The sequence below is a fragment of the Bacteroidales bacterium genome, from assembly GCA_031275285.1.
In the GTDB taxonomy this organism is placed as follows: Bacteria; Bacteroidota; Bacteroidia; order Bacteroidales; family UBA4181; genus JAIRLS01.
The window spans coordinates 1-14,368 of record JAISOY010000188.1 but is presented as its reverse complement, the minus strand read 5'-3'; the positions used below and the strand labels follow the sequence as shown (position 1 = coordinate 14,368).

At 42.7% G+C, this 14,368-nt stretch carries 10 protein-coding genes; 2 read left to right on the top strand and 8 right to left on the bottom strand.

The annotated features are described in order from the left end of the window. The 4 genes from LBQ60_18500 to LBQ60_18485 form a co-directional block, all read right to left on the bottom strand. On the bottom strand, positions 1-1,164 hold a 1,164-nt coding region (locus LBQ60_18500; GenBank protein ID MDR2039917.1), incomplete at its 3' end, for a sodium:proton antiporter. A gap of 760 nt (positions 1,165-1,924) precedes the next feature. Further along, positions 1,925-2,449 carry a 2'-5' RNA ligase family protein gene (locus LBQ60_18495; protein MDR2039916.1) on the bottom strand — a complete coding sequence of 175 codons (525 nt, stop codon included), beginning with the start codon at positions 2,447-2,449 and terminating at the stop codon, positions 1,925-1,927. A gap of 15 nt (positions 2,450-2,464) precedes the next feature. Next, the gene (locus LBQ60_18490; GenBank protein MDR2039915.1) at positions 2,465-3,328 is read right to left on the bottom strand and encodes an aminoglycoside 6-adenylyltransferase; all 864 of its coding nucleotides are present in this window, start codon (positions 3,326-3,328) and stop codon (positions 2,465-2,467) included. A gap of 11 nt (positions 3,329-3,339) precedes the next feature. After that, a complete protein-coding gene (locus LBQ60_18485) occupies positions 3,340-3,891 on the bottom strand; it encodes a flavodoxin family protein (GenBank protein MDR2039914.1) in 552 nt (183 codons plus the stop codon). A 212-nt stretch (positions 3,892-4,103) separates the two neighbouring features. Here LBQ60_18485 and LBQ60_18480 point away from each other — a divergent pair, with 212 nt between their 5' ends. Continuing rightward, positions 4,104-5,123, top strand: a complete 1,020-nt coding sequence (locus LBQ60_18480) for an EFR1 family ferrodoxin (GenBank protein ID MDR2039913.1) — start codon at positions 4,104-4,106, stop codon at positions 5,121-5,123. A gap of 83 nt (positions 5,124-5,206) precedes the next feature. On the opposite strand, the gene LBQ60_18475 is transcribed toward LBQ60_18480, so the two are convergent. From LBQ60_18475 to LBQ60_18465, 3 genes are read right to left on the bottom strand one after another with little or no spacing between them, the layout of a single operon-like run. Next, positions 5,207-6,520: a TolC family protein gene (locus LBQ60_18475; GenBank protein ID MDR2039912.1), complete on the bottom strand. Its 1,314-nt coding sequence runs from the start codon at positions 6,518-6,520 to the stop codon at positions 5,207-5,209. Then, positions 6,517-9,648, bottom strand: coding sequence for an efflux RND transporter permease subunit (locus LBQ60_18470; GenBank protein MDR2039911.1), 3,132 nt, complete (start codon positions 9,646-9,648; stop codon positions 6,517-6,519). The genes LBQ60_18475 and LBQ60_18470 overlap by 4 nt, the downstream gene beginning before the upstream one ends. Further along, positions 9,648-10,709 carry an efflux RND transporter periplasmic adaptor subunit gene (locus LBQ60_18465; GenBank protein MDR2039910.1) on the bottom strand — a complete coding sequence of 354 codons (1,062 nt, stop codon included), beginning with the start codon at positions 10,707-10,709 and terminating at the stop codon, positions 9,648-9,650. Before LBQ60_18465 ends, LBQ60_18470 begins: the two co-directional genes overlap by 1 nt. A 163-nt stretch (positions 10,710-10,872) precedes the next feature. Between LBQ60_18465 and LBQ60_18460 the strand changes: the two genes are divergently transcribed. Then, a complete protein-coding gene (locus LBQ60_18460) occupies positions 10,873-11,766 on the top strand; it encodes an AraC family transcriptional regulator (protein ID MDR2039909.1) in 894 nt (297 codons plus the stop codon). Positions 11,767-11,952: 186 nt separating this feature from the next. Here the strand turns inward: LBQ60_18460 and LBQ60_18455 are convergent, their stop codons facing one another. Then, positions 11,953-13,758 (bottom strand): right-handed parallel beta-helix repeat-containing protein, encoded by a 1,806-nt coding sequence (locus tag LBQ60_18455; GenBank protein MDR2039908.1) that lies wholly within the window; start codon positions 13,756-13,758, stop codon positions 11,953-11,955. Positions 13,759-14,368: the final 610 nt, after the last annotated feature.

The following is a 14,368-nucleotide window of genomic DNA, read 5'->3' as shown; positions in this document are numbered from 1 at the left end:
CATATCGCGCTGCGGAAAAGCGGAACCGTCGTTCAGAAGAATAGGAATGGACAAAACACTTGCCAGGGTGACGGCGCCTCTTGCCCCCGACAGACTAAAAATCATGCAGGCCCTGAACTTGGATATCGGATGATCCGGATCATGATATACCTTTTTTCGTATGCTACAGTAGGACCAGACGAAACGGCTCAGTGCGAATATCAGTGTGATCAGCAGGACATAAAGGACAATTTCCCATGTCTCTACGGGGTAAGAACCACTCTGGACCGTTCTCAGGATATCCGGCAGTTGTGTGCCTAATATCAGGAATACCAGGCCCTCCAACGTAAAGGAGAACACATTCCAGATGCTGTCGGAAGCAATGTTCAGACTGGCATTTTCAGGATTCAGCTTCTTGCGTCCTACCGAGTGTGCGATACCTGCCGAAAAAATGGCAAGAATACCGCTCACCTCCAGTGTCTCAGCAATCAGGTAAACGAGAAAAGGCGTCAGTATTTCTATAAGGATATGAAGGGTAACGTTTTCCATACCCAGGGAACGGATCCATCGGACAAGTGCATATTTGAGTAAAGTAAAAGCAAGTCCTACAAGAATACCGCCCAATCCAAGTATAATGAATCGTCCGATGGCATCGGTCACCGAAAACGTACCTGTAACAACGGCTGCTACGGCAAACTGGAAACACACGATACCTGAGGCATCGTTGATAATGGATTCTCCGGATAAGATATTCATGATCCTGGGTGGCACATTCACCCGCTTGGCAACGGAGAATACGGCTATATCATCGGTAGGTGCCAGGGCAGCCATGAGTACAAAGACAGCAACAAGCGGAATGGTGGGAATCAACAGGTGGGTCAGGTATCCGATACCGATTACCGTGGCAAATACGAGTAGGAAAGCCAGGTTCATGATCGGTACTTTTAATGCCCAGAAAGATTGTTTGTCCATCAGCATGCTGGAATTGAATACAAGCGGGGCGATGAACAGAATAAAAAACAGGCTTGGTTCCAGTTCCAGTTTAAAATTCAAAGGTATTAGGGCAATCAGCGCCCCCAGCAAAATTTGTATGATAGGTACGGACACAGATGGCAAAAACCTGTTGATAAGGTTCGATATGAATATGGCAACAAGGAGGATGAGGATGTATTCGAATACTAACATATAAATCTGGTGGGTCTTGTCGGATTTAAAACATGGTTGGATATACTTCTTTTATATAAAGACACCTCAAAAGGAAAAATATTTTTTTAAGGCAATTTTTTTACATAAGATGAGGGGGCAAATATATGCATTTTGTATCTGATTAGTTGTGGTAATTGCAAATGTAGCTGTAATGAAATTCGCTAATGGTAAGTTATCTGAATGATGTGTGTCTGAACTTGTCTGAATACGATATTCAAAACTTGTGCTATTTTAATCCATTATTTTAAAAATTTGCCGAAGTCGATTATTCGTGTATATATTTTAATCTCATAATGTATCTTCACAGAGAAATGGAAAAGTGAGAAATGAAAGTTCTTTGGATTTTTAGAGGCTATGCAAAGTCTTGACATAAAAAAGGACACATTGTCACTCTTAATCAAAGCGATATATTTAAGAAAGATGACATAATAATCCATTTGATACCTGCATCTGAATTTATAAATAGATAATATATTAACTATTTGATTTTCTCATATTTTCATTCTGTTACCACCGTAACGGTTACAGTGGTAACAGAATGAATAAGCGCATTTTGTTTTATCGACAGAACAAAAAATCAATGTTTTTGTTCTGTTCACAGAATGGTATTAGGCTGTTGAATAAATATCAGTATGGAGATAATCCCAACATTCATAATTTTATATTATCATTCATACTAATAGCGAGTAGAGTAATTGAGAAGTAACCATATGCTAATTTGTATGATAACAATAAGGTTTTAGCCCAGCAAAATATCCTGCAAATCAGTTACCTTATTTTCCTTGAATTCAACGATTGTCAGGCGTGAAACCGAGCCGTAGATGGCGAAATCTTTGCCATTCCATTCGTCTGCCATTTGCTTGCATTTGAATTGATTCTTCGAATTGCCGATACCGATATGCGGAATGAAATCGATATCCAAACGCAGGTTATTTTGTAATTTGCCTGAATACAGTTTGTCGTGCAGTTTTACAATGTTGCTGTACCCTTCGTCGGGAACAAGAAACGCATGAAAGTAATCGGAAAAAGAATCCTTATTGATGGTGGAGCAACGGATCACAAAATCGAAACGGCGGATGTCTTCCGTCAGTTTCAATATTTCATCCGTGAAATCTTCTTTACCGAAGTCAAACACGGGGAATACAAAGCTGAAATGAGGCGCTACTACTGTGTATAACCATTCATCATGATCTTTCCGGAAATCCTGGATCATGGCAAAATCGGACTTGCTCAGATCAGGGTAGGAAATAACTGCGTATGCCATGGTGTATTGTCTGTTTTAATGTTTATTCTGGCTGTTATTTCTCACTTCTTTCAGATACATGTTTACACGGTCGTATTCTTTTTTGTTATAGGCATAATCCAGTTTTTGCGCAACAAACGATGCTGTTTCGCGGAACAGTGCCGTTACAGAGAAAAGCGCCTCCCAACAGCTTTCATAAGAATCGGTTCTGTAGGATGGTATCAGCCTACTCCATTCTTCACGCGTCAGGTATTTTTCAAGGTATTTATGGTTTTTGCCGACACTTAACGAAAAATCGGTGATAATGCCGGCTTTCCATGATAACATTCTCAACAGTTCGAATCTTACATAATTGTTCAGATGGTCGATAGCGTACAGGATCTCCTTTCGCCACAAGCCTTTGGCTACATAAGTGGATACCCACCAGAATTGGTTGCAGCAATCGGCGAAATGTTCCTTTGTCGGCTTTCTGACATGGTAATCTTCATCAGTAGGTGTTTGTATCTGCGGAAAGAGCCCGTCTTTATCCATCAGGATCCGGATCAGTTGGTCGCTTTTGTAATATTTTTCAGCTTCTTCAACGGGGATCAGGGCAAGATCGATCCTGTTACCATCGGTAAAAAGCATCAGGTATGTAAACCATCCGTTCAGTTCGGGAGGGTAGAGCGACATGGCTTCGGGTGTCTGCATGATCAACCGTTCTCCGAAAACATCGATCCATGCAGGGTGGTCGATGAACGAATTCATATCGGTTACCAGATAGGAAATATCGTAATCCTGGAAAATATCTTTCGGCACGTTCGGGTTGGTACGTGAACCTTCCATGCCGACAGCCCTGATTCTCGGATCGTATTCGGCAAATCCGAGGATCATATCCAACATTTCCTTTTCCGGCCTCATCGGTACCAGAATCAGATATTTTTTCCGAATTCTTCCGCCCTGTCAAGCGCATCTGTTTTAAGAATGTCGCCCACAAGGTTCACATTCGGGATCAGAAGTATACCACTATTGTCCCATTTCAGATAATTAAAGATCAGTTCGTAAGAACGGACAATGCCTTCGAAATCAATCATATCGTCGGTTTCGGCACATACCATCAGCGCGCACGCTTTGATCTTCACATCGCGTTTGCCGACATATAAGGCAAACAATTTATCGATGGCAGCTTTGATCTGTGCAGGAAACGAAAACCAGTACAGGGGTGTGGCAAGCACCAGTATATCGGCTGCTTCGGCAAGGGGCGCCATTTCGTTGAAATCGTCGTTGTAAATGCAGGCCTGTCCCTTGCTGTAACATTTCATGCAGGCCCGGCAACCCTGTATCTTCTTATGTCCTGCTTCGAACAGCGTCACCTTGTGTCCCGCTTCTTCGGCACCTTTAATGAAAGCGTTGGCCAACAACTCGGTGTTTCCTTTCCTGCGCGGACTTCCCGTAACGATAAGCATGTTTTTATTCGGTTCCATATAGTTTTTATTAATTGTTGAGGTAAAGATAATCGTAGGAATCGATATTCGCAACGAAAAATCTCCATTAAAACTCAAATATCATAACATTGTTTTCTCGCGGGAGAATCACGTGGGAGCGGGGAGGACCGGAAATAACATAAACGAAAAGACGGTCGGTTATACTGACAGAATATAACTTACATTTGTAACTCAAGGTTTATTTTGTTTATATGAATTCCACTCAGGAAGCTGTCATATTTTATTTTTCGGGAACGGGCAATTCCAGGCGGATTGCTTCATGGTTTTCTGATCTGTATCATGAAAAAGGAATTGATTGCAGGATGTTTGATATTGCTGAAACCGGTTATTCCGTTATGGAAAATATTGATTCCGGAAGCATCATTGGAATTATTTCGTCTGTTCATGGTTTTAATTTCCCGAAAATCATGCTTGATTTCATCCGGAATTTTCCTAAAGGAAAAAACAGGCTGCTATTGATGAATACACGGGCAGGGATGAAGATAGGCAAGATAGTTACTCCGGGATTGACCGGAATTGCTTTTATGGTTTCATCAGTTATATTAAGAAACAAAGGATATGAAATTATCGGGCAAATACCTTTTGATATGCCGTCCAACTGGATCTCCATTCATCCTGCGTTGAGAAAGAAATCGGTTGATTTTATCTGTGAAAAGAACCGTTTTCGTATAAGGAAACATTTTGAGCGGTTATATGTGGGCAAAAAAGACTTTTCTTCCCGGAAAGATATTATTCAGGATATCATTATTTCACCGGTTGCCCTTGCCTATTATTTTGTTGGAAGATATTTTTTAGCAAAATCATATTATGCATCCCATAAATGTATTTATTGCGGTTTTTGTATCGGCCAGTGTCCTGTAAATGCCATAAAAACTATTGATAAACGTCCTTTTTGGACATATCGCTGCGAAAGCTGTATGAAATGCATGAACAGATGTCCTGTCGATGCCATTGAAACAACCCATGGGTTGTGGGTTATCGTGATTTATGCCGTTTCGGTTGCCTGTACTTTCTTTTTCTATGAATGGCTGCCCGTTTGTTTGCAGCATTGGACAATCAGGTTCTTGCTTTTCAGCATTTTGTTAGTCGGCTTTATCGGGATTTTTTACAGGATACAACAACTTCTTTTGAGGAATAAAACCATTGCAAAGATCATATCTTATACTTCCCTTACTTATTATAAGATCTGGGGAAGATATAGATGTAAATAAAACATCTTTCGACGAACATCCGAAAGTTGACGGAAAAAGTAACAGATTAAGTCTACCCAGCTCTTTCAGTCTGTTCAATTATCCTACAACCTCCCCGTTGCCTTGTTATACTCTACTTCCTTGATCTTATAATTTGCTTTTGCTTCAATGATGTTGCTGTATGCTTCCTGCCATTGGGTTTGTGCATCGAGGACATCGATCAGCGTACCCATTTGCAGTTCATAATTGTCCTTATTCAGGCGTAGGTTGCTTTCGGCTTCTGCATAAGCATCTTCAGCGGTTTCAATCATCATGAAGGAACTTTGAAGCTCTTTCAACGCATTCTGTACTTCGATATTCATCAGCTTGGTGTTTTTTTCCAGTTCCAGCTCGCTCATTTGCCGGGCAATGCGTGCGCTTTTGATTTTTTTGGAACCTTCGCCGAAATGAAAAATGGGGATACTGACGGATGCCATCACCATCGGAAGGCTCATATCCAGGTCGCTGCCTGCCATTTTCAATCCACCTACGTAAGTATAGCCCGCACTTGCTCCTATCACCGGGAGAAAATCGGCCCGTGTCAGTTTGATATCCATTTCCTTCAATTCCAATTGCTTTTGCAATATCCTGTATTCGGGACGTAGGGCGAGGTCGTAGCTGTAATCGTTTTCTTTTTGCACCGTGATGACTGTATCGACGGCGATGATGGAGGTTTCCATATCCACGCCGATCATCCTGCAAAGCGACATACGTGAAAGTTCCAGTCCGTTTCGTGCTTTCTGCAGTTCGTACCGCAGGTTGCTTCTTCGGGTACGCACTTTCTGCAGGTCGTTTTCGGTGGCCATCTGCACCTGTGTATAATTTTCTACATTCCGGAATAAAGAATCGAGCAGATCATTGTATTTTTCCAGCAACTTCACCTTTTCTTTTACGGAAACGTATACCCAGTAGCCGTTCTCGGCTTCGGCAATGGCTGTCATCTGTGCCAGTCGTTTATTCTCTTCGGTTATTTCCACACCTTTATCGGCCATTTTGTTTCCCGTAACGATCTTGCCGCCTGCATATATCGGCTGCTGGAGGGTGATGCCGGCCATATAGGCGCCTTTCATACTCATCGCCATGTCGATGGGAACTGATACCCCGGGCATTCCCATTGCGCTGAGGTCGAAATCCATTCCCATGTCGATATCCTCGAAAAGATAGGCATAGGTTGCCGATCCTGCAATTTTCGGTAAATAAGAAGTTCGGGTACTTTTTTTATCGATAACCGCCTTTTCGTATTGATAGCCGGCTATTTTCACATCTTCATTGCTTTCGAGCGCCATCTGGCGGCATTGTTCGGCAGTGAGCACCAACTGTGCCTGAAGATGGATTGCAGACAAATATATGATGAGAAACAGGATCAATGGCTTCTTCATGCGTTTTGAGGATTTTTGATTTTGAAAAGAACGGAATAGAAAATGGGAAGCAGGATCAACGTAATGATCGTTCCTACGGTCAAACCAGACATGATGGCTATGGCGAGGCTGGAGTACATCGGGTCGAATACCAGGGGAAGCACACCTAATATGGTGGTTGCCGATGCCATTACTACGGGGCGGGTACGGTTGACGGTAGAGGCGATGATGGCTTCGTAAGGTTCTGTGCCTTCTTTGGTACGGCGCGTGATCTCATCGATCAACACGATCATATTTTTGATCATCATGCCGACCAGTCCCATCAGTCCGAGAATCGCCATAAAGGTGAAAGGTGTTCCCGTGATCAGCAGGACAGGTGTGATACCCACAAGGGCAAACGGAAGGCAGAACAATACAAGGAAGAGTTTTCGCAAATCGTTGAACAACAATAATAATACCAGTAATATAAGTAAGGCGACCACTGGAATATATTTGAAAATATTGACCATGGCATCTTTTTGCATTTTTTGTTCGCCCAGCCATTGCACCGTATAACCTTCGGGCAGTTCTATCTGCGAGATGGCGTCAAAAATGTCGTTTTTAACTGCAGCAGGCGTGCTTGTTTCGTCCGGTTCGCACTGTACCTTAATGCTCCTTTGTCCATTGTAACGATACACAACGGTTTCCTCGAACAAAGGTTCCACATCGAGGGTTACCTGACTGAGTGGAACGGTACGGAACATTTCGTCGGTAAGATCGTCGACCGACATTGATCCGTTCATCAGTCCCATGATTTCATCCTGTCCCATGCTGATGTTCGGCATCATTCCCCATACGGGAATATCTTTTAAGTCCTTGATGCGATTGCCGAATGAATCCCTTATTTTCAGGTTGATCAGCAATGATTTGTCATTGTCACTGAAAAGGCCGATGGGAAGCCCGTCGGTAGCGGCGCTCATTGCATTTCCAACATCACTGCGCGTTATTCCCGCTCGTCCTGCTGCCTGTTGGTCGTAGTGCGCATAAAGGGATTTGCCTGTCATCTGCCAGTTATCGCAAACGGAATATGTGTCGGTATAAACACAGTTTCGCATGATTTCCTGCCCCTGACGGCTAAGTTCACGGAGTAAGGCAGGATCGGGCCCAGAAAAAAGCACTTCGATTCGATGCGAAGTCGCGATTGAGAAGTTGTATTTGCGTGCCCGGACATAAGCATCGGGATAATCGCTGCGTAATTCTTTTTCAATGACCGATCGCATTCGGTTGGCGGTTTTATAATCCTTGAAGTTAACGATAAATTCGCCGTAATTATCGCCTACCGAATTGGTTGCCCTCACAAGGCAATAACGTGAAGGGGTCCTGCCCTGACTTGCAGCCACACGTTTTACCTCTTCATAATTTAACAATTTACCGGTTATTTCATGAATATCTTCCTTTATCCTGTCGGGACCTGTTTGTGGCGGTAATGTATATTCGATGTAAAGCTGTTCATATTCAAAGTCAGGGAAAAAGAGGTTCTTCACTTTAAAAAATCCCAATGCTGCTAATAACAGGCACGACAAACTTACCGAAACAGTTGCGGTTTTATGGCGCATGAAAAAAGTAAGTAGTTTACGGATGCCTCGGTGAATGGGGCGATCGAGCTGTTCTTTAACGTCTTTTCTTTTTTCACGTGAGGGCAATAGTATGGCTGCAAACATGGGAACCTGCGTCAATGCCAGTACCCAGCTGAGAAGCAGGGAAATACATAATACGAGGAAGAGGTCGCGGGCATAGGTGCCTGCCGAATCATCCGATAAGAATACGACAAGGAAAGTGGATATGGCGATGATGGTTGCGCCAAGCAAAGGGATAGCAGTATTTTTAGCCGTATCAAATAATGCTTTTCGGGGTGGCTTCCCTTTTCCCCGGTCTACCAATATACCGTCCATAATGACGACCGCATTGTCCACCAGCATCCCCATAGCAACGATGAAAGCGCCGAGCGAGATCCGCTGTAATGTGCCTCCTGCCGCCAGCAGTAGCGGAAAAGTCGCCAGTACGGTCAGTAGTAAGCCTATTCCGATGATTACCCCGCTACGGAAGCCCATAGTCAGCATCAGTACGAGGATTACTATGACCACCGATTCCACCAGGTTGATCATGAAAGAAGAGATGGCATCCGACACTTTATCGGGTTGAAAATAGATCTTGGTGTATTCGAATCCTGCGGGCAGACGGTCGGCTAATTCGGCTAACCGTCGGTCGGTACGTTTACCGACTTGTGTAACAACCGCATCAGGTTCCATAGAGATGGAAATGGCAATGGCGGGTTTGCTGTCGACCCAGAAACCATAAGTCTGCGGGTCGGTATAAGTACGTGTTACATCTGCGATTTCTTTCAACCGTACCTGTTCGCCTTTTGGTGTACTTATCATCAGGTTTTGTACATCTTCCACACTCCTGAATTTGCCGTCGATGGCCAGCCTGATCCTTTTATCACCGCTTTCGTAGGCTCCGATACTGACGGGTTTGTTGCGGCCGTCGATGGCGCTCATGATCTGCATGGGGAAAATTCCCGTCTGTGCGATATTTTCCTTGGCCAGAACAATATCGATGCATTCGTCCCATGCGCCAAACAATTCAATGCGCCTGACACCTTTAACTTCGAGCAGTTCTCGTTTCAGGAAACGCGCGTACTTTTCCAGTTCGGCATAACTGTAACCATCGGCAGTAAGGGCATAAAACATACCGTACACATCGCTCACATCATCCACCACAATCGGCGCCATTGCACCCGAAGGCAGTTTGTCGGCAGCATTCTGTACCTTGCGCCTGAGCATATCCCAACGCTGTTCTATATCCTTATCGGAAACAGTATATTCAAGGTTAATGGCAATGGAAGAAATGTTTTCGGACGAATGAGATTGGATATCCTGAATATTGTTCATGGTACGTAGTTCTTCCTCGATAATACTGGTCACTTCCAGTTCCACTTCATAAGCTGATGCTCCCATGTAAGGGGTGATGATCATCGCCTGTTTGACCGCGATCTCAGGATCCTCAAGTTTGGGCATCACAATAAAGGAATAGATACCGCCTACCACAATAGCGAATATCAGGCACCAGAAAATCGTTTTTTTCTGAAAGAAATATTCCGATATATGCATCACAACAACCCTCCCATGTTACTTTTCGACGGTGCGGAGATCACCCGTACTTTTTCGTTCTGTTGGAGTACGCCCACACCTGCATATACGATATCTTCATTACCCGAAATTCCTGATCCGATGATGAAATTCCCATCGGAATCAATTCCTTTAATGGTAATTTCACGACGTGAAACGGTGGTGTCGGGCGACAAAACCCATACATAATTCCTGTCGTTTTCGGAAACAACCGCATTCATCGGAAGTATGTATCCCGTTTTTACATCGGGACAATTTACTTCGATGGCGATTTCCACATTCATACCTGCCACCAGCTTTACAGGTTCTTTCGAATCACTGACCAGATGCATTTTATAAAGTTGGTTACCTCCCGATTTACGGTTGATGCCGATATATTTCAGGGGAAATTTCATGTCGGGGAATACATTTGATGTACACCAGATCTTTCCGAATTGTTCTTTTTCCAGAAAAAGCGACAATGGAATATCGGTTTCGATGGATACGCTGCTGAGGTCGAGAAGGGAAATGACAGCCATACCAGCATCGACCATTTCGCCTGCCCTGAAGCTGACAGATTGCACGTATCCCGAAAGGGGGGCTTTTAAAACAGTATATTCAAGCGTGTTTTTATGGCTTTGCAACTGCACGCCGAGCGCTTCAAATCCAGCAACTGCTTTTTCGTAGTCATTACCCGAAAGACTGTTGCGCCTGTGCAACTCTTCAAGGCGTTTTATTTCGGATGCCAACTGGTCGAATTGTATCTGCGTGGCTGCCACTTGCAGCTTATAATCTTTATCATCCAGCCGGGCAACGATATTGCCTTCTTTAATATAATCACCCTCTTTAACATATATTTGTGTGATCTGTCCCGGAGTTTTAAATCCAACATTTATTTTTTGGGTCTCTTTAACTACGCCTGGAAAACTCCTTACTGCGATACTATCAACCAGGGACGGTTTCACTGTTTTCACACTCCGGACGAAACCCCTGTTGTTAGAACTGTTACCGCAGGCCGATAAAATAAAGGATGCAGCTATAACAATAAACAATATTTTGTTCATATCTTATTTTTTAATTGTGTGCAAAATTAGAGTAGTGTCGTAAGTATAAAAGTTGAAAAGGTCGGTATTGTTTGTCAAAAGGTCGAATATGTTCGTCTATTTGTATAATATTGTCTTATTTTTGTGCAAAAAGTCGAAATGTAAACCAATAGTCAAACATAAAATGAATACTTCAGTATTGGATGTCGGGTTCAGGGCTATCCGCGATAATATCAGGGTAGAAGAGCTTTCTGATAATTTTATGATTTTCGACAATTTGACTCATCCCATTGATGATCTGGAAAGTATGGCTAAAGTCGAATATCCCATCCGTTTTGAGATGGTGATGCTGGCGTTTTGTACTCAGGGATATGCAAAATTACAGATCGGACTAAATACCTATACTTTTACGGAAAATCACGCTTTTGTAATTTTTCATGGACAGATCTTCCAGACACTTGGCATGAGCCCTGATTTTAAGGCAGGTTTTATGTTGTTCAGAAGCGATTTTTTCGATACGCAAAGCGATTTTATCGAGACCATGGCTTTGCAGAAAATTGTAATGCAAACACCTTATCTTCTCCTTTCTGATTCCCAGATGTTTATGTTTTCATCGATTTACCATATCATCAAGGAAAAAATGAAAGAGAAAGATAACAGTTACCGCCTGCGTATGGTTCAGGAATTTTTCCGCATCCTGTTCTATGAAGCTTGTTATCTTTTTTTTAAGGATGAAAAAAAGCCTGCTGAACCTCAAAACAGGAAGAAAGAAATTTTCGAACGTTTTATCCGTGAAGTGGAAAAGCATTACCGGAACGAACGGAATATAAAATTTTATGCGGATATTCTGTGTCTGACGCCCAAATACCTTTCATCGCTTATTCATGAAGTAAGTGGAAAACATGCAGGGGAATGGATCAGGGAATATGTGATCCTTAATGCCCGTGCCCTGCTGACCTCAACCAATATGACCATCCAGCAGGTAAGCGATGAATTGCACTTTCCCGACCAATCGCAATTCAGCCGGTATTTCAAACAGGCAACAGGGGTACCGCCAAAGGAATACCAGAAGAAATAGCCTCCCCCGGAATAGAAAAATGCTTATATGCCACTGGTTAATCAGGAACTTATGATAGATCAGTGGTTGTGATGAGATCAGGTCCAACAGCAGATTTAGATATTTCAGTGATCCGGCGGATTCCCGGCTTGAGTTTAGAATGTTTCCTGTTTCAGTTATGATCAGGATACAAACCGGGGATTAGCATTAAAGCAATGGTTCATCCATCGGTTGCCCGTCGGATGTGTTTCCTTTTATGGTGTAATTGGTCACCCGTTCAAAAAGAAATGCTTTTTTATTCCGGTGGAAAGCAGGATAATCATGGTTGTGATTGATGATGTTATTCCTGAAAATAAGCCCGTCCACTGATTTTGCATAAACGATCGGAATATCGAAAGTCTCAAAAATATTATCTTCGATGACGATACCGCTGTGAAAATACTCTTTCTGGTTCTCTAAATCCGGAATTACCGGATAAATGGATATGATCGCATTGGTGAACTGGAACATGTTGGTCAGGGAATTAATGAACTTATTTTTTCGTATCACGACATCGTGGCAGGCACCGGTTTCGAACCATCCGTTGCAATCGCCGCATAACAGGATCGCGCTACCTGATGTATGGTCGAACAGGTTATGTTCGATGACTGTTCGTTTAGGAGTGCTGAATAAAGTTCCCCGTGCCCGGTTATTGCGTATGGTATTATGACTGAAAACCACTTCGGGTGTCCACTCCAGGTTTTCAATGCCGTAAGGTCCGCTTTCATTTATTTCAGGATCTAACGGTTCCCGGAATGTAATTCTGAATTCTTTGGCCCCATGTTCGCTCGGTTTGTCGATAGACTCTATGGTAGTAATTTCATTCTTCGTACCGCAAATTTCCATTGTGTTCGCCCGGATAAATTGTACCGCATCCCCCGGACGCCCCCATTCAAAACCGTAACTCTGTCCATGCATATAACGTCCTTCTAGGGTCTTGTCATCCGTCCTACGGATTACCTTCAGATAAGTACCGTGAATATTGATGGCGTCATCCATCATACCTTCATATAGTCCATTGGTGGAAATGATCTTTCCCTTACATCCTGAAAAATGCGTGGCATCTGCCTGTGCGGTAAAGTAACGTGGATCGTCTTCGCCGCGAAGGCATACGGAGAAACCGTCCAGTGTGATATTCTCGCTCATTTGTGCCAGCAATCCCATACCTTCTGCATAATGTACCTGTATGTTTTCGAGCCGGGTGTTCGTATCGTGCGACATGAAGATACCCGGTGTGGGACGGCCGGGTCCACGCATGGCAATGACGGTACCGGGTACCAGGCGTGCGTCTTTCCATTTGAAAGACCTGATCACTCCGGGTGAGACTTCTGCTACGCCCCTGCTACCCATCCGCAGGTCGCTTGTACGGTATACCAGCCTTTTTGTTTTTTCTTCGAAAGCAATACCGCTGTTTGATATGTGTTCCCAACCATGCCCCATAGCTACCAGTGTGCTGTCACGTATCCCGTATTTCACCCAGGGTGCGACTTTGAATGTGATACTTCCGGCCTCCGGATCATTTTCAATTACCTGTACCTGACTGATATGTGGATTCTCAAAATCGATATGAAAATTTTTTAGTGTACAGTTTTGCGAATTGATCAGGGATATAGGCAACATTCTTCCATGGAATATCAATTCAGAACCTTGTCCGTCAAAGGTGATGTTTTTCATGTTTTCAAAAGGAATGCCCACACATTTAGGATTGGTCTGGTCATGGTTGGAAATATAGTATTCCTTTAAAGCCGCCTGTTCGGGATAAAAATCATAACGGCCGGCCGGAAGAATGATCCATATTTTCTTATGCTTATCGCAATTCTGCCATATATTTTCCAACGCCGCTGCAAATAAAGGAGATGCATTTTCTCTGCTATCCGGATGTAATCCGTAATCGGATAAATGATATATCTCTTTTTGGGAACAGGAAGAGAACAGGATAAAAAGTCCCGCTAAAAGGAAATAAGATTTTTTCATGGTTGATAATAAGTTAAGCACTCAGTGCTATTTATTGTCTTTTTAAGTCGCATTGATCAAATTGATTACGGTTATTAAGTATGACATTAATTTATTGGCATTACTTAAATAGAAAAAATGAGATAAAGATTGCACTCATGTTTCAAAAATAGATATAAATCAGGGAGTATCCAAAAACATACACTGATTCCTATGTGTGTTTATTCCAGTCACATCAGGTACCGGTCATTTATGTTATGATTATATTCATTCGTAATTTTATGGGTTGATATGGTTTTTATTTATAAAGCGGACTGAACTTACTTTTATTAATATGATCAGCGTGTTTTTCTATGTTTTCCCATAAGGCTTTTATTTTCTCATGCTATGTTCTTATCCATTGGGATTTTTATGTAAGTTTGTGAATGAAACATAAGGGATAGACTGAAAGCTGAAGATCCAGCCTTATTGGCTGTAAAGAAAAAGATAAAAACTATGTGTGATGGATATTTGTTTTAAGTGAAAATTGATGATATGACTATGAAAAAAATAGCGGGCATCTTCATTTTTTTATTATCGGTGGTGGAATGTTTCCCACAGGAACAAACTTCTACCGACAGCATAACCGGTA